The sequence below is a fragment of the Streptomyces sp. NPDC047061 genome, assembly GCF_040643955.1.
Lineage (GTDB): Bacteria > Actinomycetota > Actinomycetes > Streptomycetales > Streptomycetaceae > Streptomyces.
In genome coordinates, this window is sequence record NZ_JBEYVI010000048.1 from 48,353 (window position 1) to 66,885 (window position 18,533).

General features: G+C 71.5%; 16 protein-coding genes. 10 read left to right on the forward strand and 6 right to left on the reverse strand.

Translation table 11 applies throughout. The annotated features are described in order from the left end of the window. Window positions 1–98: 98 nt before the first annotated feature. A complete protein-coding gene (locus tag ABZ887_RS43105) occupies window positions 99–872 on the forward strand; it encodes an IclR family transcriptional regulator (RefSeq protein WP_361303118.1) in 774 nt (257 codons plus the stop codon). Further along, a complete protein-coding gene (locus ABZ887_RS43110) occupies window positions 869–1,729 on the forward strand; it encodes an SMP-30/gluconolactonase/LRE family protein (protein ID WP_361303121.1) in 861 nt (286 codons plus the stop codon). The genes ABZ887_RS43105 and ABZ887_RS43110 overlap by 4 nt, the downstream gene beginning before the upstream one ends. Before the next feature lie 183 nt (window positions 1,730–1,912). Here the strand turns inward: ABZ887_RS43110 and ABZ887_RS43115 are convergent, their stop codons facing one another. The 3 genes from ABZ887_RS43115 to ABZ887_RS43125 are packed head-to-tail and all read right to left on the reverse strand — an operon-like array spanning window position 1,913 to window position 5,162. Continuing rightward, window positions 1,913–3,307, reverse strand: coding sequence for an FAD-dependent oxidoreductase (locus ABZ887_RS43115; RefSeq protein ID WP_361303124.1), 1,395 nt, complete (start codon window positions 3,305–3,307; stop codon window positions 1,913–1,915). Next, window positions 3,304–4,542 carry an MAB_1171c family putative transporter gene (locus ABZ887_RS43120; RefSeq protein WP_361303127.1) on the reverse strand — a complete coding sequence of 413 codons (1,239 nt, stop codon included), beginning with the start codon at window positions 4,540–4,542 and terminating at the stop codon, window positions 3,304–3,306. The genes ABZ887_RS43115 and ABZ887_RS43120 overlap by 4 nt, the downstream gene beginning before the upstream one ends. After that, window positions 4,539–5,162: a toxin-antitoxin system, toxin component family protein gene (locus tag ABZ887_RS43125; protein WP_361303130.1), complete on the reverse strand. Its 624-nt coding sequence runs from the start codon at window positions 5,160–5,162 to the stop codon at window positions 4,539–4,541. Before ABZ887_RS43125 ends, ABZ887_RS43120 begins: the two co-directional genes overlap by 4 nt. 263 nt (window positions 5,163–5,425) lie before the next feature. Here ABZ887_RS43125 and ABZ887_RS43130 point away from each other — a divergent pair, with 263 nt between their 5' ends. From ABZ887_RS43130 to ABZ887_RS43150, 5 genes are all read left to right on the forward strand, one after another. Then, complete coding sequence (locus ABZ887_RS43130; protein WP_361303133.1) at window positions 5,426–6,784, forward strand: extracellular solute-binding protein; 1,359 nt, start codon at window positions 5,426–5,428, stop codon at window positions 6,782–6,784. Beyond that, window positions 6,781–7,737, forward strand: coding sequence for a sugar ABC transporter permease (locus tag ABZ887_RS43135; RefSeq protein ID WP_361303136.1), 957 nt, complete (start codon window positions 6,781–6,783; stop codon window positions 7,735–7,737). Before ABZ887_RS43130 ends, ABZ887_RS43135 begins: the two co-directional genes overlap by 4 nt. Further along, window positions 7,734–8,591, forward strand: a complete 858-nt coding sequence (locus ABZ887_RS43140; protein ID WP_361303139.1) for a carbohydrate ABC transporter permease — start codon at window positions 7,734–7,736, stop codon at window positions 8,589–8,591. Before ABZ887_RS43135 ends, ABZ887_RS43140 begins: the two co-directional genes overlap by 4 nt. A gap of 10 nt (window positions 8,592–8,601) precedes the next feature. Beyond that, window positions 8,602–9,570, forward strand: coding sequence for an arabinan endo-1,5-alpha-L-arabinosidase (locus ABZ887_RS43145; RefSeq protein WP_361303142.1), 969 nt, complete (start codon window positions 8,602–8,604; stop codon window positions 9,568–9,570). Between the two features lie 98 nt (window positions 9,571–9,668). Further along, window positions 9,669–11,180, forward strand: coding sequence for an alpha-N-arabinofuranosidase (locus ABZ887_RS43150; RefSeq protein WP_361303145.1), 1,512 nt, complete (start codon window positions 9,669–9,671; stop codon window positions 11,178–11,180). 60 nt (window positions 11,181–11,240) lie between these two features. On the opposite strand, the gene ABZ887_RS43155 is transcribed toward ABZ887_RS43150, so the two are convergent. Continuing rightward, window positions 11,241–14,231 (reverse strand): beta-galactosidase, encoded by a 2,991-nt coding sequence (locus ABZ887_RS43155; protein WP_361303148.1) that lies wholly within the window; start codon window positions 14,229–14,231, stop codon window positions 11,241–11,243. A 73-nt stretch (window positions 14,232–14,304) separates the two neighbouring features. On the opposite strand from ABZ887_RS43155, the gene ABZ887_RS43160 reads away from it, so the two are divergent. Together ABZ887_RS43160 and ABZ887_RS43165 are read left to right on the forward strand one after the other, a co-directional pair. After that, a complete protein-coding gene (locus tag ABZ887_RS43160) occupies window positions 14,305–14,763 on the forward strand; it encodes an Rrf2 family transcriptional regulator (RefSeq protein ID WP_361303151.1) in 459 nt (152 codons plus the stop codon). 180 nt (window positions 14,764–14,943) lie between these two features. Then, a complete protein-coding gene (locus ABZ887_RS43165; RefSeq protein ID WP_361303154.1) occupies window positions 14,944–15,612 on the forward strand; it encodes a DUF4360 domain-containing protein in 669 nt (222 codons plus the stop codon). Between the two features lie 81 nt (window positions 15,613–15,693). Here the strand turns inward: ABZ887_RS43165 and ABZ887_RS43170 are convergent, their stop codons facing one another. Next, window positions 15,694–16,671 (reverse strand): Lrp/AsnC family transcriptional regulator, encoded by a 978-nt coding sequence (locus ABZ887_RS43170; RefSeq protein WP_361303157.1) that lies wholly within the window; start codon window positions 16,669–16,671, stop codon window positions 15,694–15,696. A gap of 112 nt (window positions 16,672–16,783) precedes the next feature. On the opposite strand from ABZ887_RS43170, the gene ABZ887_RS43175 reads away from it, so the two are divergent. Next, window positions 16,784–17,407 (forward strand): carboxylesterase family protein, encoded by a 624-nt coding sequence (locus ABZ887_RS43175; protein ID WP_361303160.1) that lies wholly within the window; start codon window positions 16,784–16,786, stop codon window positions 17,405–17,407. 79 nt (window positions 17,408–17,486) lie between these two features. Here the strand turns inward: ABZ887_RS43175 and ABZ887_RS43180 are convergent, their stop codons facing one another. Further along, window positions 17,487–18,473 (reverse strand): helix-turn-helix domain-containing protein, encoded by a 987-nt coding sequence (locus tag ABZ887_RS43180; protein ID WP_361303163.1) that lies wholly within the window; start codon window positions 18,471–18,473, stop codon window positions 17,487–17,489. Between the last annotated feature and the right edge of the window lie 60 nt (window positions 18,474–18,533).

Genomic DNA, 18,533 nt, shown 5'->3' on the forward strand with positions numbered 1-18,533 from the left:
CGTCATGCCGATCGCCTGTTGATATCTCGAACGGCTCCGCAGCTCCGGCGCGCGGCGCACCGATATCTGGCGCTTAGACCCAAGGGAGGGGGCCGGACGTGGGACGCCTCGTGCCTGCCGTGACCCGGGCTCTCGACATTCTTGAGCTCTTCCTCGACGGGGACGGGACTCTCTCCGCCCCCGACATAGTGCGCAGACTCCAGCTGCCGCGGACCACCGTGCACGAACTGGTGACCACGCTCTCCGCCCGGTCGTACATCGTGCCCGTACCCGGACAGCCCGGACGCTACCGGCTGGGTGTCCGCCCGTACCAGCTCGGCAGCAGATACGCCGAGCAGCTCGACCTCGCCGCCGAGGGCCAGCAGGTCGCCCGGTCCGTCGCCGAGACCTGCGACGAGACCGTCCACGTGGCGATCCTCGAGGGCACCGACGTCATCTACATCGCCAAGGTCGACTCCACGCACGCGGTCCGCATGGTCTCCGCGGCCGGCCGCCGGCTGCCCGCCCACTGCACCTCGGTCGGCAAGATGCTGCTGGCCTCGCTGCCGGAGCCGGAGCTGACCGCGCGCATCCCGGACGACGCCGACCTCGTCGCGATGACCCCGAACAGCATCACCGAGCCGGGCGCCCTGCGCGAGGCCCTCGCCGAGATCCGTGCGCGTGGTGTCGCCGTGGAGAGCCGCGAGTCCAACCCGGACGTGTCCTGCGTCGCCGCGCCGGTCCGTGACCGTACCGGCCAGGTCGTCGCGGCCCTGTCCATCTCCGTCCCGATGATCCGCTGGAGCGACGAGCGCCGGGACGAGCTGGAGCAGCTCGCGGCCAAGGGCGCCGCCGAGCTCTCCGAGCGCCTCGGCCACCGGAGCGTGGCATGACGACGGTGACGACGACGGCGTACGAGGTCGCGGTCGCCGCGGAGGCGACGCTCGGCGAGGGCCCGACGTGGGACGCGGCGGCCGGCCGCCTGATATGGATCGACGTCCTCGGTTCACGGGTCCACACGTACGACCCCGCCAGCGGCCGGCGCACGATCCGCACCACCGAACAGCACGTCGGCGCGGTCAAGCCGCGCGCGGGCGGCGGCCTGGTCCTCAACCTCCGGGACGGCGTCGGCCTCCTCGACCCCGACGACACGTTCCGCTGGCTGCACCGCGAGCCGGTACCGGGCCGCCGCGCCAACGACGCGGCCGTCGCCCCCGACGGCTCCCTGTGGGCCGGCACGATGCGCTACGACGAGGCGACCGGGGGCGGCACGCTGTCCCGGGTGTCGCCCGACGGCACGGTGACGACGTTGCTGCCGGACGTCACGGTCAGCAACGGCACCGGCTGGAGCCCGGACGGCAGCCGCGTCTACTACGTCGACACGCCGACCCGCCGGGTGGACGTCTTCGACTACGAGGACGGACTTCCCGTCGACCGCCGCCCGTTGGTGACCATCGAGGAGAGCGCCGGCTTCCCCGACGGGCTGACGGTCGACGCGGACGGGTGTGTGTGGGTGGCGCTGTGGGGTGGGGGAGCGGTGCACCGCTACACGCCCGACGGCGAGCTGGACCGGGTCATCACCCTTCCCGCCACGCTCACGACGGCCTGCGCCTTCGGGGGCGCCGACCTGACCGACCTGTACGTCACGACCGCCCGGGTGGGGCTGGACCGCCCGCATCCGACGGCGGGCTCCCTGCTGGTGATCCCGGGCGCCGGAAAGGGCGTGGCCCAACCGTCGTTCCAGGGCTGAACGCCCCGAACTCGAGCGCCCCGTCAGGGGCGCGGGGCTGTATCGATGTGCGGCTGCCGCCGCGTGGGCGCGACCAGCCACGACGGCGCCGCAGACGGTCGACTGCCCGGCGCGGCAGGGCCGTCGTTCGCCTGCGGGCGAGTGGGGGCTGGTCGCGCAGTTCCCCGCGCCCCCAAAGGGGCGCTACAGAACGCCCGCCGCCTTCAGCTCCTCCGCGGTCAACGGCGGGCCGGTCAACGCCGGTTTCAGCGGCCCCAGCACCGTCGCCAGCACCACACTCGGCGCCATCAGCACCTCCGCGCCCCGCTCCAGCGCCGTCACATCCGTCACCCGCCGCGCGATCCGCCCGTTCCCGGTCGCCGTGTACATCAGCCGCCCCACGTACGCCTGCGCCAGCCGCTCGCGCAGCGTCGGCCCGCCCTCCGTCGCGCCCGGGTAGAACACGTCCAGCCCCGTCGACAGGTCCCACGCCGCCCGCACCGGCCGACTCACCGCCTTCTGGAGCGAGGAGGCGAGTCCGGGCGAGGCCCAGCCCCGACGCTGCAGCACGTTCCGCACCGCCAGCGCCCCTTGCGCCGCCACCGACATCCCGTGCCCGTACACCGGGTTCAGCGCGCACACCGCGTCGCCGAGTACGACGAGGTTCTCCGGCCAGGCCTGCATGCGCTCGTAGAAGTGGCGCCGGTTGGCCGTCGTGCGCGTCACCGTGACGCCGGTCAACGGCTCGGCGTTCGTGAGGAGTTCGGCGATGACGGGGTGAGCCAGTTCGTCCCGGGCGTATCTCAGGAAGTCGTCGGCGTCCGCGCCCGGTGCGCCGTCCCGGCGACCGTACAGGGTGACCAGCCACCGGCCGTTCTCGATCGGCATCAGGACGCCGCCGCGGCCCGGACGGCTGCCCTGCGGGCTGCCCTGGAGGTGGACGATGGGGAAACCGGCCCGGGCGGCCTCCTCCGGGGCCCGGAACAGCCGGCTGGCGTAGGCGATACCGGAGTCGACCTCACGGAACGCGGGTGCGGGCAGCCCGAGTTCGGTCAGCCAGGCCGGCGTGCGGGAGCCGCGGCCGGTCGCGTCGACGACCAGTCCGGCGGCCAGCTCCCGTTCCGCGCCGCCGTCGAGCGCCCGCAGCCGTACCCCCGTCACCGCGAGGTGCGTGCCGGTCAGCGCCACCGCCTCGGTGCGTGGCAGCAGTTCGATCCGGTCGTCGGCCAGCACCTGCTCGCGTACCACCGAGTCCAGCAGGTCCCGGCTGCACGGCAGGACGAACGCCGACTCGTCCCAGCGCCGGAACCAGCCCTGCGGGGACAGCGCCACCATGTCCGTGGTCACCGGCAGCCGCCGCACGCCCGCCGCCCGCAGCCGCTCGACCGTGCCGGGCAGCAGCTCCTCCAGGGCGCGTGCCCCGCCGGACCACAGGTGGTGGACGTGCCGGGCCTGCGGGAGCCCCTTGCGCGGTTCGGGGCCGGCGGGCAGTGCGTCCCGTTCGACGACCACGACCCGGTCCGCGAACGGCACGAGGGCGTGGGCGGCCAGCAGGCCGGCGAGGGAGCCGCCGAGGACGACTGCGGTGCGATTACTCATGGACGGAGCTCTCTGCGGGGGATGGCTGTGACGGCCGCGCGCATGCGGACCGCCTCGATCTCGTCGGGGCGGCGCAGGACCCGGGACACCGCCCCGATCTCCTGGAGGAGGTGGGTGGCGTCCGGGCCGCCGGCCGTGTCGGCGGGTTCGGGGGTGCGGCCCTGGGCGTCGACGGCGCTCAGGATGCTGACGGCGGAGGCCAGCGCCCGGGCCCGGTCGGGCGGGTGGCCGAGGTCGATCGCGGCGTCGTAGGAGCGCCGGTCGAGATCCCCGTCGATGTGCCGGGTGAGGGGCAGCAGTACGTCCCGGATGAAGGTCTCGCGCCTGGTCAGCCGCAGCTCGGGCGTGGCGCGGAACAGGAAGGGGACGCCGTCGCCGTGCACGGTCCGGGTCAGCTGGTACAGCGGCCGCAGTTCGCGATGGGCGAGCCGGACCCGCCAGCGGTCGTGCAGGTACTGGCCGGCGTGCGGGAGGATGAAGCCGACGGCGATGTTGATCGCGGACAGGGCGGCGACGGGCGGGGCCAGGTCGGTGCTCAGCCAGTCCAGGTCGCGGCCGCACCAGCGGGCGCCGACCGCGGTCAGCTTGGCCGCGTCGAAGATCAGGTTCAGGACGTAGCCGACGCCGAGCAGTTTCAGTCCCCAGCGCAGCCAGGCGTCGAGGCCCTCGGTGCGTACCCAGTTCCAGATCAGCCATGAGGTGATCAGGCAGGCGATCGAATGGGCGACGAGGTAGAGCAGGATCTCCTCGCGCATGAACGGGGTGTTGGCGTAGTACGTGTCCAGGTCCTGCAGCCGCTCCACGGGCGCGTCGGCGAGCGCGAAGAGCAGCCACAGCGCGGCGATCACCCCGGAGTAGACGGCGATCACCCAGCGCATCGCCCGCCGGGTGGCGGCCGAGCGGTCGGAGAGGCCGTTGCGCCAGACGATGATCAGCAGGAGACAGGAGCCGCAGAACGCGGTGAGCAGCGAATAGCACCAGGGCGCCGAGATGTTGGTGACGCCGGTCCACCGGTTCACGGCGGCGATCGTCGACGGGGTGCAGAACACGAACACCCCGCAGGCGAGCAGCAGCAGGCCGCCGACCGCACGCAGCAGCGGGTCGCGCCAGAGCCGGATGATGCTGGGCAGCTTGATCACCAGGGCGATGGTCAGCACCGCGGTGGGGATCCAGAAGGAGATGTAGAAGTCGCTGAGGAACCGTGCGGGTTCGAACGCGGACGAGGTGGGCGTCACCGTGCCGCTCCACCGTGCCCGCGGTAGCCGAGGGACCGCTGGAGCGGGTCGGGCGGGGGCCGGAGGGGGTCGAGCGCGGGGCGGCACGGACTCTCCACGTACGGCCTCAGGGCGGTCGCCAGCCGGTACCCGAATTCGTCGGCCTCGGCCTCGTCGGCCGCTCGGGAGCCGTTGCGCGCGGCCACCGTCAACGCGTTGTCCCGCCAGTCGGGTTGACCGGCCAGCGCGCGGACCGCTGCCGGGCCGGCCCCGTGCTGCTGGCGGTGGCCGGCGTTCAGATGCCACAACTCATGCCCGAGGATGACCAGTTGCTGCACGGCCGCGGCCCGCTCCTCGACGATGACCAGATCGAAGTCCTGGAACTCCACCCACAGTCCGGTGACCTCGATCTCGTCCGGGAACCGCTCGAACCGCAGCTCCACCGGCCGTCCGCCACGCAGTGCGGTCATCTCCTCGCACAGGGCCAGGCAGACCTCGTGCGCCCCGGCCGGCGGCCGCGGCCGGGCGCGGACGGCGGCGGTGAGTCCGGCGGCGAGCCGGCGCATCCCCGTGTCCGGCCGGGGACGCCGCAGCCTCGCGGCGATCCGGGCCCACCGGTGCCGCGCGCCGGCCAAGTCCATCGCTCCCCCTTCGCACCGCCCCGACGGCGGTCACCGCGCTGCGTCGGCCCGTCCGAGACTACGCGTCCGGGGGCGGTAGTTCGAGCGGTGGTTCACACGAGAACAACTGCTCGATGCGGGAAAGTCACGCCGGACCCATTGACGCGCAAGCGCTTCGATTTTACGGTCCCGTTCGAAGTTACGAGCAGGAGCCGATATCTCGAACATCGTGACGGGCGCGATCACGAGCACGACGGACCCCGAGGGCAAGGGCAGGCAATGGCATGGGACGACCTGGCCTCAGTCGCAGGCGACTACTGGGCACGGCGGGCGGGCTGGCGGTGGCGGCGAGCTTCGGCTTCGCGGCCCTCGGCACCGGCGCCGACGCACTGACATCGAGCGCGCGCACCCGCGTCCGCTACTGGAACCTCTTCTCCGGCGGCGACGGCGCCAACATGCAGGCCATGGTGGACGCCTTCCACGCGGCCCACCCGGACACGGACGTCAAGGCGTCCACGCTCACCTGGGGCGACCCCTACTACACCAAGCTCGCCATGGCGGCCGCCGGCAACCGCGCCCCCGACCTGGCCGTCATGCACCAGGGCCGGGTCACCGGCTTCGCGCCCGGACGCCTCCTCGACCCCTGGGACATCGGCCTCCTCGCCGAACACGGCGTCCGCGAGGCCGACTTCAACCCCACCCTGTGGAAACGCGGCATCGTCGGCGGCGAGTTGTACGCCCTGCCCCTGGACGTCCACGTCCAGCTGAACTTCTACCGCAAGGACGTCTGCAAGAAGGCGGGCCTGCTCGACGCGGACGGCCGGCTCCCGCACGCCACCTCCGAGGACGACTGGTTCGCCATGCTCAAGGCCGCCAAGGCGAAGCTCCAGGGCGGCCTGCAGACCCTCGGCATGCACGCCAACGACCAGAACTTCTCCTGGTGGTTCTTCGTCGCCTTCTACCAGCAGCTCGGCGGCGGCTACTTCGACGCCGACCAGACCGGCGTCGTCTTCGACACCGACAAGGCCACCCGGGTCCTGGAGTTCTTCCGCAAGCACGTCACCGACGGCTACGCGATCGCGGGTTCGGACGACGCCGCGATGTTCCTGGCCGGCGCCCCCTTCGTCTGGGAGGGCGACTGGTCGGTCCCGGTCTACACCCCCGCGAAGCTCGACTACGGCGCCACGCCCCTGCCACCGGTCTTCGGCACCCCCGCCACCCACGCCGAGTCCCACTCCTTCGTCCTGCCCCACCAGGCCGGCCGCGGCGGCGCCGCGAACGAGGGCGCCTACGCGCTCGCCGCCTACCTGGTGAAGAACGCGGCGACCTGGGCCCAGGGCGGCCACGTCCCCGCCTACCTGCCGACGTTCGAGGACCCCGCATACACGAAGCTCTCGCCGCAGCGCGAGTACTCCCAGGACGCGATGCGGCACCTCGCCACCGAGCCGCACATCTGGTTCGCGGGCTCCACCGGCACCCTCTCCAAGCGGGTCGGACCGCTGATCGCCGGCTCCAACCTCGGCTCCACCAGGCCGGACGCCACCGCCCGCGCCATGAAGAGCGCCCTGGAGGCCCTGCTCGACGCGAAGAACCCGATGGACGGCAGGACCGCCGCCCAGGAGCTGAAGGGAGCCACCGCATGAGCTCCAGCGCCTCCACCACAGCCGCCCCCGCCGTCGCCACCCGCGTGGCACGCCCCGCCGCCGGCACCGGCACCCTGCGCCTGCGCTGGGGCCGCCGCCTCCAGCACGGCGGCTGGTTCGTCACCCCGTTCTTCGTCCTGTACGGCCTCTTCGTCCTGGTCCCCATCGTCCGCGGCCTCTACCTGTCCCTCACGGACGCCAACATCTCCGGCGACCACACGAGCTTCATCGGCCTGGACAACTACCACGAGGCCCTCCAGGACGACCTGGTCTGGCAGTCCCTGTGGCACAGCGTCAAGTTCACCCTCTGGGTGGTCCCGCTGATCGTCGTCATGGCACTCCTGATGGCGCTGATCGCCCACCACACCGTCCACTTCAAGTGGCTGTGGCGGTTCTGCTTCTTCGCCCCGTTCCTGCTCCCGTCGGCCGTCGTCGCCAACCTCTGGTGGTGGCTCTTCCAGCCGGTCAACGGCCTGGTCAACCACACCCTCGGCCTCGACACCCCCTGGCTCACCCAGAAGTCCACGGCCCTGCTCGCGAGCGTCGTCGCGACCCTCTGGTGGACCGTCGGCTTCTCCTTCCTCCTCTACCTGGCCGCCCTCCAGAACATCCCGCAACACCTCTACGAGGCGGCCGAACTGGACGGCGCGGGCGCCTTCCGGCGCATGCTCCACATCACGGTCCCCAACCTGCGCAACATCACCGGCCTGGTCGTCGCGCTCCAGATCCTGGCCTCGCTGCAGGTCTACGACCAGGTCGTCATCATGTTCCAGTTCGGCCCGGGCCCCGAGAGCTCCACCCGCACCTTCGTGCAGTACATGATCGAACAGGGCTTCACCAGCTACCGCGTGGGCTACGCCTCCGCGATCTCCATGATCCTCTTCATCATCGTCGCGGCCGTCGCCCTGGCCCGGATGTGGCTGCTGCGCACCCGTGAGGAGACCGCCCGATGAGCACCCCGACACCCCCGCTCCGCACCCCGCGCTCCACCTGGACCCCCGCCCAGATCGCCCTCACACTGCTCGCCGCCGCCCTCTCCCTCCTCTGGATCGCCCCGCTCTTCTGGGCCCTGTCCACCTCGCTGAAGACCTCCACCGAGTCGGTCGCCTCCCCGCACTGGATCCCGGACCACGTCACCTGGGACTCCTGGAAGGGCATCTTCGACGCCGGCAACATCCCCGACTGGTTCGTGAACTCGGTCGTCGTCTCGGTCTGCGTGACCTTCATCGTGCTGCTCGTCGCGTCCCTCGCCGGATACGGCTTCGCCCGCACCGAGTTCCGCGGCAAGGGCGTCCTGCTCTCGCTCACCATGGCGGGCCTGATGTTCTCCCCGGCCATCCTCGGCGTCCCGCTGTTCACCACGGTCCAGTCGCTCGGCATGGTGGACACCTACTGGGGCATGATCCTGCCCCAGTGCGCACCCGCCGCGATGGTCTACATCCTCTACAAGTTCTTCCAGGCCCTGCCCAGGGAACTGGAGGAGGCCGCCTTCATCGACGGCGCCGGCCGCTGGCGCATCTTCTTCACGATCGTCCTCCCCCTCTCCAGGCCGGCCCTCTCGGCGGTCGGCATCTTCACCTTCATCGCCTCCTGGAACAACTTCCTGTGGCCGTACATGGTGACCAACAACCCCGACCTGATGACGATGCCGAACGGCATCGCGACCGTGCAGAACGCCTTCGGCATCGTCTGGCCGCAGCTGATGGCCGGCGGCCTGATCGCGGGCCTCCCGCTGATCGTCGTGTTCGTCTTCTTCCAGAGCCAGATCGTGCGCGGCGTGGCCCACACGGGCCTGGCCGGCCAGTGAGGAGCCGGAGTTGAAGCGTTTCCCGAGACTCGCCGCCCTGCTCGCGGCCGCGACGATAGCCCTCCTCCCCACCCCCTCCTCCGCCACCACCTACCCCGACCCCCTCCCCCTCACCGGCCAGCAGATCATCCACGACCCCACCGTCCACCACCTCAAGGACGGCCGGTACGTCGCCTACTCCACCGGCGGCATCATCGGCGCCCGCCTCTCCACCGACCTCCACGACTGGACCGACGCGGGCAACGCGTTCACCACACCGCCGAGCTGGTGGTACGACTACAACTCCACCGCCGACCCCTGGGCCCCCGACCTCTCCTACCGCGACGGCCGCTACTGGCTCTACTACGCCGTCTCCTCCTGGGGCACCAACCACTCCGCGATCGGCGTGGCCACCTCCCCGACGGGCCTCCCCGGCACCTGGACCGACCACGGCGCAGCCTTCGCCTCCGACACGACGGACTCCTGGAACGCCATCGACCCGGCGATCACCCGAGCCGACGGCAGGCTCTGGATGGCGTTCGGCTCCTACTGGACCGGCATCCGCATGGTCGAACTCGACCCGCACACGGGAAAGGCGATCCCCGGCGCCCCGGTGCAGCACCTGGCCACCCGCCCGGACGCCCCCTACGCCGTCGAAGGCGCCTCGATCCTCCACCACGGCCGCTACTACTACCTCTTCGCGTCCTACGACGCCTGCTGCGCGGGCGTGAAGTCGACGTACAAGATCAGGGTGGGCCGCTCGACGTCGGTGACGGGCCCGTACACCGACAGTACGGGGACCTCGATGCTGGAGGGCGGCGGAGATCTGCTCCTCGCCTCCCACGACCGGTACATAGGCCCCGGCGGCGAGTCGACCTTCCGCACCCACGGCCAGACCTGGCTGGCGTACCACTACTACGACGCAGCGGACAATGGCACCCCGAAGCTGGGCCTGAACAGGCTGGGCTGGACAGAGAACGGCTGGCCACAGCTCACTTAGGGGCAGCCGACCCAGGGGCGCGGGGAACTGCGCGACCAGCCACAGACCACCGGCACCCGCCCACGATTCATCAACCACCCACCCCCGAAAGGCGAACATTGCGCACCGCCCGCTTCACCCTCGACCCCGCCTTCACCATCGGCGAAGTCAACCCCCGCCTCTTCGGCTCCTTCGTCGAGCACCTAGGCCGCTGCGTCTACACCGGCATCTTCGAGCCGACCCACCCCACGGCCGACGCCGAAGGCCTCCGCACGGACGTCCTCGACCTGGTCCGCGAACTCGGCGTCACCACCCTCCGCTACCCCGGCGGCAACTTCGTCTCCGGCTACAAGTGGGAGGACTCGGTCGGCCCGGTCGAGGACCGCCCCCGCCGCCTCGACCTCGCCTGGCGGTCGACGGAGACCAACCGGTTCGGCCTCTCCGAGTACATCGCCTTCCTGAAGAAGGTCGGCCCGCAGGCCGAGCCCATGATGGCGATCAACCTCGGCACGCGGGGCGTGGCGGAGGCCCTGGAACTCCAGGAGTACGCCAACCAGCCCTCCGGCACCGCCCTGTCCGACCTCCGCGCCGCCCACGGCGACAAGGACCCCTTCGGCATCGGGCTCTGGTGCCTGGGCAACGAGATGGACGGCCCCTGGCAGACCGGACACAAGACCGCCGCCGAATACGGCCGCATCGCCGCCGAGACCGCCCGCGCCATGCGCCAGATGGACCCGTCCGTGGAACTGGTCGCCTGCGGTTCCTCCAGCCAGTCCATGCCGACCTTCGCCGAGTGGGAGGCGACGGTCCTCGCGGAGACGTACGACCTGGTCGACTACATCTCCCTGCACGCCTACTACGAGCCCCAGGACGGCGATCTCGACTCTTTCCTGGCCTCCGCCGTCGACATGGAGTCGTTCATCGAGAACGTGGTCGCCACCTGTGACCACGTGGGCGCCAGGCTGAAGTCCCAGAAGAAGATCAACCTCTCCTTCGACGAGTGGAACGTCTGGTACACCTCGAAGTGGCATGCGATCGAGAACTCCGACGTGCGGGACTGGCCCGAGGCCCCCCGCCTCCTGGAGGACAACTACAGCGTCCTGGACGCGGTGGTCTTCGGCTCCCTCCTGATCGCCCTGCTCCGCCACGCCGACCGCGTCACGGTTGCCTGCCTGGCCCAGCTGGTCAACGTCATCGCCCCGATCATGACGGAGCCCGGCGGCCCGGCCTGGCGCCAGACGACGTTCTTCCCGTTCGCCCAGGCGTCCCGGTACGGCAGGGGTCAGGTCCTGGACGTACGCGTGGACTCGCCGACGTACGACACGAAGAAGTACGGCGAGACGAGCCTGCTGCACGCGACGGCGGTCAGGGCCGAGGACGGCACGGTCACGGTCTTCGCCGTGAACCGCAGCAGGACGGAGGCCCTGCCCCTGGAGGTGGCCCTGAGCGGACTCGGCCTGACGTCCGTGGCGGAGCACAGCGTCCTGGCCGACGAGGACCCGGACGCCCGCAACACCCTGGAGGAACCCGAGCGGGTGACACCTCACCAGGCAGAGGGCACGACGCTGACCGACGGCATGCTGACGGCCGTTCTCGAACCCTTGTCCTGGAATGTGATCCGACTGACGTAGGGGTCAACGCGCCCCTTGGGGGCGCGGGGAACTGCGCGAGCAACCACACACGACCCGCAGTCAACGGCCGGGGGAGTCCACCCCCACAACCTCGACTCCTCCGGCCGCACTCCCCAGCAACTCAAGCCGTACCGCACCAGGACCGAACTCGGACGTGCCATCCGAAAGCACAGCCAGGGCCAAGGTATTCGAACCCCGGGTCCGCAAGATCCCGCTCGGCAGCACAAACGAATGCTGCGGCCCCACGTCATTGACGTACTGCCCGAGGTTCCACCCGTTCAGGAAGATCTGCACCCGATAGGCCCGCGCCGGATCGTCCTCCAGCACCAGCCCCACCGACGCGTCCACCCCGCCCGGCACCGACATCCGGAACCCGGTCCGGTACCAGGTGACGCCCATCCCCTTGTCGGAGCGGGGAAGCGGGACCGCCTCCCACTCACCGTCCGCGAACCCGGGCAGGTGCCATCCCTCCCGCTCCCCGTACAGCCCCCCGTTGTTCTGCGGCCCCCGCACCGGATCCGGCGCCGCGGCCCCCTGGATCCGCCAGTCCACCTTCGGCGAGGCTCCCTTGAAGGAGGCGGCGGTCAGCCCGCGCGCCACCTTGTGGGTGTCCAGGGACGCGCCGTCCATGTCGTGCTGCATCCGCCGCACCAGCACGGACAGCACATGCTCCGGCTTCCTTCGCTGCTTCTTCTTCAGCTTCTTCAACCCGGCGAGGGAGAACTCGGCCGTGGCCGCCCAACTCCCCTTCCGTACCGTCTTCGCGTCCGGCACCGGCATCCGGTGCGAGCCCAGCGGCACCCCGTCCAGCCAGGCCATCAGCATGCCCTGGGTGCCCGTGCTGTAGGCGAGGGAGACCGACTCCAGGTCCGACAGGTCACCGTCCACGTGCCCCCGGTACCAGACGTCCCCGTAGTGGAAGCCGTAGTCGTCGGCGAAGAGCACCGGCTGACCCGCCGGGACCGCCGTCGTGCTGAACGACGTCTTCCTGTCGGCGACCGTCCACGCCGAGTCGTCGAAGCCGGTCGCCGACTCGGGGTTCTCGGCCTTCCGGCGCCAGTCGGCGAGGGCCGGCAGCGCGGGCCGCGGCGCCCCCGGCATGTCCGACAGGGCGACCAGGCTCTCCGAGAGGCTCACCCGCGTCGGCACCGGCCGCCCGTTCCAGGTGACCGAGGCGATCCCGCGGGGTCCCCAGACCTCGAGGCCGGTCGCCCCGACCGTGTCGCCGGTGAGCCGGACGGCCGACCCGTCGAGCTCGGCGTGGCGCAGCAGCGCCGGGCCGTAGACGAGGAGCGTGCCGGACGGGGTGTCGTACGGGAACAGCCGCAGGGCGGTCGCGTCGTCGGCGAAGAGCAGCAGCAGCGGGGTGTCGCTGTCGCCGCGCTGGACCAGGACCCGGGTGAGCCCGCCCTGCCCGAGCGGCGCGGTCACGTGCAGGACGCCCTGGTCGTAGACCCAGGCCGCCTCGGCGTCCAGGCGCTGGACGAACGGCTCGGTCGGGCACTCCAGCACGAGGTGCGCCATCTCGCCGTACCGGCCGGTGAACAGGGCGATGTCCTGGCGGCCCGCGGTGAGCACGAACATCGGCTGGGCGGTGCAGTAGCGCAGCTTCCGCTTGCCGAGGGCGAGACCGGCGGTGACGAGCCGGGCGTCGTGGGCCGGGACGGTCAGCTCGACGTCGTCGCCGGCGGCCGTGCGGAGCGTGGAGGTGACCTCGCCGTCGCCGTCGTTGCGCAGGACGTAGAAGTGCGCCTCGGTGTCCGGGTTGGTGAGGTGGTACGCCTTCAGCCCGGCCACGTGGACGTCGGCCGCGCGGTCCAGCTTCGCGAAGTCCGCGACGCGCTGCAGGAGGTGGCCGAGCTGGTGCATCGGCGCGATCTTCGGCGTGACGTTGCGGGCCTCGTCGATGGCCGCGCCGTAGTCGTACGACGTGTAGACGACCGGTGCCGGCAGCCAGCCCCAGGTGGTGCCGCCGTAGGTCATGTAGACGTTGTGGAGGGTGAGGCCGTTGGCGAGGTTGGTGAGGTAGAAGCGGCGTTCGTAGGCCGCGTCCCGGGTGCGCCGGGACTCCGCGTACCCCTTGCCGCCGAACTCGACCCCGCCCCACGGGTCGAACCAGCCGCCCCCGAACTCCGGCACGAACCCGGGCGTACGCGGGCTCGCGGTCGCGCCGCCCTTGAGGCCGCCGATCCCGAAGTCCCCCCAGTCCGGCGGGGGCTGGGAGGGGGAGGGGTAGCCGTCGAAGCCGTACAGCCACTTCCCGGTCTCGCCGCCGGTGTCGAAGGAGCCGGGGATCCAGTAGCCGTTGCGGCCCTTGTCGTTGTGGAAGAGGGGGACGTCGATGCCGTCGGCCCGCACCTTCTTGTACAGGTGGGACATGTAGGCGGGGCCGGTCGGGTCGGCGACGTGGCCGTCGTACTCGTTCTCGATCTGGTAGAGCAGGACGGTTCCGCCGCCGTCCGTGAGCTGGTGGCGGCGCACGATGCGGTTGACGGCCGTCAGCCACTCGTCGACGTGGCCGAGGTAGGTGGGGTCGGTGGAGCGGGCGGCGCCCTCGGTGGCGGTGAGCCAGCCGGGGAAGCCGCCGGCGTCGACCTCGGCGTTGATGTAGGGGCCGGGGCGGAGGATGACGTACATCCCGGTCTCGGCCGCCGTACGGAGGAAGAGGTCGAGGTCGCGTACGCCGGTGAAGTCGTACGTCCCGGGCGCGGCGGAGTGGTAGTTCCACGCCACGTAGATGCTGACCGTGTTGTAGCCGTGCGCCCGCATCTTCTCCAGGACGTCCCGCCACAGGGACGGGCTCGGCAGCCGGAAGGGGTGCAGCTCGCCGGACCAGACCACCAGCCGCCGGCCGTCGACGAGGAGGGAGTAGTGGTCGTAGCCGATCGTGTGCGGCTGCCCGTCCGCGTGCGGCGCGGCGGGGGCCGGGCCGGTCGGTACGCTGCGTGCCGCGTACGCCGAGGGCGCTCCCGGCCCGCCGCTGCCGCCCAGGGCGAAACCGAGCGCGGCCGAGCCGGCGAGGGCACTGAAGGTACGTCTGCTGAGCGCCAAGGGATCCTCCCGGGCGATCTTACGGGGCGCGGGTCCGGCCATTCTCCACGGGAGGACGCCCCACAATGGACGCATGAGGATCTCGGCACGAGCGGATTACGCGGTACGGGCGGTACTGGAGCTCGCCGTACGGCAGGGGGAGGGCCCTGTGAAGGCGGAGGAGATCGCCGGTGCGCAGGAAATTCCGCACAAGTTCCTGGAGGGCATTCTGGGTGACCTCCGGCGCGCCGGGATCGTCGACAGCCGGCGCGGCGGGGGCGGCGGCTACCGGCTGGCGCGGGACGCGTCCGCGATCACCGTGGCCGACCTGATCCGCGCGGTGGACGGCCCGATCGTCTCGGTACGGGGGGAACGCCCGACGGGGCTGGCCTACACCGGCACCGCCCAGCCGCTGCTGCCCCTGTGGATCGCCCTGCGCGCCAACGTCCGCAAGATCCTCGAAGGCGTCACGGTGGCGGACATCGCGGCGGACGCCCTGCCGGATCCGGTCCGGGAACTGGCGGCGGAACCGGCGGCCTGGGAGAACCCGTGAGCCTCGACGGGGTGTGAAATCCGGCGTTGTGAATGGCCGGAGTTCGCCCTGACCGGTTCGCGTGGGGGTTCCTACGATTCGAGCGCCCCGGTCTTCACAGGAAACTCACAGTTTCTTCAAAGATGAACTACGGACGGCCGCGGGTGCCACCCCCCACTCGATCACCGAACCGGAGAAACCATGGGATCCAGGAGACACGGACTCCTGCTCGGCGGAGCGCTCGCCGCGCTGCTCACCGCCGGGCTGCCCGCTCAGGCCCAGGCCTCGTCGTCGCCCGTCTTCGACGACCCGCCGCCGGACAAGATCGTCATCAACGTCGCCACGGTGAACGGCTCCGGCTGTCCGGCAGGGACCACCGCCGTGGCCGTGTCCGAGGACAACGAGGCCTTCACCGTCACCTACAGCGCCTATCTCGCCCAGGCCGGCGGCAACTCCGACCCCACCGCCTTCCGGCGCAACTGCCAGCTCAACCTGGTCGTTCACGTGCCGGGCGGCTTCACCTACGCCATCGCCAGCGCCGACTACCGCGGCTTCGCCTCGCTGCAGCCGGGCGCCATCGGCACCCAGCGCGCCTCGTACTACTTCCAGGGCTCCTCGAACACCGCCTTCGCCAGCCACCCCTTCACCGGCCCCTACAACGACAACTGGCAGGCCACCGACACCACCGACTGGGCCCAGCTGGTCTGGGCGCCCTGCGGGGTGCAGCGCAACTTCAACATCAACACGGAGCTGCGGGTGAACGCCGGGAGCGCGAACCCCGGCAAGGTCAGCTTCATGACCATGGACTCCACCGACGGCGAGATCAGCACCGTCTACCACCTGGCCTGGAAGCAGTGCCCGGCCAAGTAGCCCGGTCAGGTGGCCCGGCCGAGTAGTCCGGCCAAGTGGTCCGGCCCCCGGCTCCGGGGTCGGTCACAGGCTCCGGGTCGGTCACAGGCTCCCGGGCCGGACCAGTCCGGTCCGCTTGACCCCGCTCAGGATCGGCGTGACCTCCATCGTGGAGACGTGTTCCAGGGCGCCGATCGTGTCGCTCAGGAAGCGGTAGAGCGCGTCGAGGTCGGTCGCCGCGACGGCCGCGAGCAGGTTGGCGGAGCCGGTGGTGGCCGAGGCGAAGCGGACCTGTGGATGGCGGCTCAGCCGCCGGCCGGTCTCCTCCAGACGGCCGGGGGCGACCGTCATCCACAGCAGCGCCTCGGTACGGATGCCCAGCCGGGCGAGATCCACCTCGGTCGCGAGCCTCAGGACCAGGCCGCCCGCCAGCGCCTCCAGGCGCCGGCGGGCGGTCAGGGCGCTGATGCCGGCGCGGTGCGCGAGCTCCGTGTAGGAGGCCCGCCCGTCCTCGACCAGTGCGGCGATCAGCTGGTGGTCGGCGGGACCGAGCGAGGGCCGCGGGGCGGCCTCCGGCGGCTCCTGGCGCAGACTGGCCAGTTCCTCCGCCGACAGCAGGCCGCCGCTCCAGCCGAAGCCGGCCGGGAAGACCCGCAGCAGCGCGTGCGAGGTCCACGACTGGACCGCGGCGGTGGCCGGAAGGTCGCGCAGCAGCAGGTTGTTGCGGGCGTCCGGGCCGTCCAGGAACAGGATGGTGCAGATCTCGTCGCCGCCGCCGAGGACGTCCACCCAGATCGTGTCGGGGCGGCGGGCCAGGGTGGCGGCGATGGCGCTGATCCGGTTGGGTTTGCACCGGATGCGCAGGGCCAGCGGGATCAGGTCGGGGAAGCACACGGGGTTGCGGACGGCCGTGGCCCGCAGCGTGCCGTCGTGGTAGAGCGGCGCGGCCCGTCTGACCACGGTCCGCTCCGAGATCCCGAGGACCCGGCCGACCGTGCGCCACGAGGCGCGCGGCGCGGCCAGCACCGCGGCGGCGATCCGGCTGTCGGTCTCGTCCAGCTGATGGCGTGCTTTCTCCATATTCATGGATCATATGGCCTGTATTCGCGACTTGATGCCCGCTTTCTGGCTCGTTTCCGTGCTCCCGGTGAGGATCGGTGACATCGCAACCGAACCGAGAGAGGTGAGCACCATGGCGGACATCGAGAACCCGGTCGTGGCCACGGACCGGGGCAAGGTCCAGGGAATCGCGGCCGGCGGGGCGGGCGGGGCGGTCTCCTTCCGGGGCATCCCGTACGCCGCGTCGCCGGTCGGTGAGCTGCGGTTCGCCGCGCCGCGGCCGCACCCGGGATGGACCGGGGTGCGGCGCATCCAGAGCCTCACCGCCGCGGGCGTGCTGGACCTCCTGGCCGCCCAGGCCGGTGACCGGGCCCGGGAGATCTACGACGCGTACGCCGCCCGGCTCCCGCAGGGCACCCCCGCGCAGATCTTCACCGCGATCGGCACGGACGCGCTCTTCCGCGACGGCTCGCTGCAGATCGCCGACCACCACGCGACCCACGTCTACGAGTTCGACTACCGCCCGGCCGAGGACCCGCACTCCCTCGGCGCCGCCCACTGCGTCGAACTGCCCTTCCTCTTCAACACCTTCGACGCCTACCCGGACAGCCCGATGCTCGGCCGGGTCGGGGATTCCCAGCGCGCCCTGGGGCACGGGTTCGGCACCGCGGTCGCCGAGTTCGTCAGGACCGGCTCGGTCCACGACTGGCTCCCGTACGCCCCCGCGACGCCCGCCCGCATCCGCCACTTCGCCTGAACCCGAACGACGACCCACCCGGCCCCGACCCACCCGGCCCCGGCGCGTCCGCGCCCGCCGCTCGGACCTCGCCCGCCGCTCAGACCCTGCTCCCCGCCGTGGCCCGGAACGTGTTCCGGTACGTCTGCGGGGAGACGCCGATCGCCGCGTGCAGGTGCTGCCGCAGTGACGTGCCCGTGGCGAAGCCGACCTCGGCCGCGATGCGGTCGACCGACAGCTCGCTGCTCTCCAGGAGGTGGCGGGCGCGGTGCACCCGCTGCTGGATCAGCCAGCGCCCCGGGCTCGTCCCCGTCTCCTCCTGGAAGCGGCGGGCGAAGGTGCGCCGGCTCATCCGGGCATGCTCCGCCAGCTCGTGCAGGGCGAGCGGCCGTTCCAGGTTCTCCAGGGCCCACGCCCGGGTGGCCGCCGTCCCGGTGGTGCCCTCGTCCGGCACCGGCTGCTCGATGTACTGCGCCTGGCCGCCGTCCCGCCACGGCGGTACGACACACTGCCGGGCCACGCTGTTGGCGACCGCGCTGCCGTGGTCGGAGCGCACCACGTGCAGGCAGACGTCGACACCGGAGGCCGCCCCGGCCGAGGTCAGGACGTCCCCGTCGTCGATGAACAACACGTCCGGATCCAGGGCGACCTGGGGGAACATCCGGCGGAACCGCGGCGCCAGCGCCCAGTGCGTCGTCGCCGGACGCCCGTCGAGCATCCCGGCCGCCGCGAGCGCGAACGCCCCCGTGCAGATGGAGACGATCCGGGTACCGGGCCGGATCCGCGCCAGCGCCGCGGCGACGGGCCCGGGCAGTTCCTCCGCGATCCGCGCCATGTCGTACGGCGGCACGACCACGGTGTCCGCACTCTCCAGCGCCTCGGGCCCGTGCCCGACGGTGACCGTGAAGTCCGCGTTGGTCGCCACCGTACGGTCCTCCGTCGCCGCACAGGTCACCACGTCGTAGGCGCCGGGAACGCAGGTGAAGACGCGGTTCGGGATCCCCAGCTCGAAGGGGTAGACCCCGTCGAGGGCGAGCACGACGACCCGGTGGGGGCGGGTGGGCAGGAAGCCGACGGAAACGGACATGGCGCGATTCTATCGCTCACTGCTTATCCGGCCAACGAACGTGACCCTGGTCAGCTCATC

Bases quoted from the DNA above. Each gene is read 5' to 3' on its own strand.
- ABZ887_RS43110 (WP_361303121.1), top strand. From the start codon at position 869: ATGACGACGGTGACGACGACGGCGTACGAGGTCGCGGTCGCCGCGGAG.
- ABZ887_RS43115 (WP_361303124.1), bottom strand. From the start codon at position 3,307: ATGAGTAATCGCACCGCAGTCGTCCTCGGCGGCTCCCTCGCCGGCCTG.
- ABZ887_RS43125 (WP_361303130.1), bottom strand. From the start codon at position 5,162: ATGGACTTGGCCGGCGCGCGGCACCGGTGGGCCCGGATCGCCGCGAGG.
- ABZ887_RS43130 (WP_361303133.1), top strand. From the start codon at position 5,426: ATGGGACGACCTGGCCTCAGTCGCAGGCGACTACTGGGCACGGCGGGC.
- ABZ887_RS43135 (WP_361303136.1), top strand. From the start codon at position 6,781: ATGAGCTCCAGCGCCTCCACCACAGCCGCCCCCGCCGTCGCCACCCGC.
- ABZ887_RS43140 (WP_361303139.1), top strand. From the start codon at position 7,734: ATGAGCACCCCGACACCCCCGCTCCGCACCCCGCGCTCCACCTGGACC.
- ABZ887_RS43160 (WP_361303151.1), top strand. From the start codon at position 14,305: ATGAGGATCTCGGCACGAGCGGATTACGCGGTACGGGCGGTACTGGAG.
- ABZ887_RS43165 (WP_361303154.1), top strand. From the start codon at position 14,944: ATGGGATCCAGGAGACACGGACTCCTGCTCGGCGGAGCGCTCGCCGCG.
- ABZ887_RS43170 (WP_361303157.1), bottom strand. From the start codon at position 16,671: ATGGAGAAAGCACGCCATCAGCTGGACGAGACCGACAGCCGGATCGCC.
- ABZ887_RS43175 (WP_361303160.1), top strand. From the start codon at position 16,784: ATGGCGGACATCGAGAACCCGGTCGTGGCCACGGACCGGGGCAAGGTC.
- ABZ887_RS43180 (WP_361303163.1), bottom strand. From the start codon at position 18,473: ATGTCCGTTTCCGTCGGCTTCCTGCCCACCCGCCCCCACCGGGTCGTC.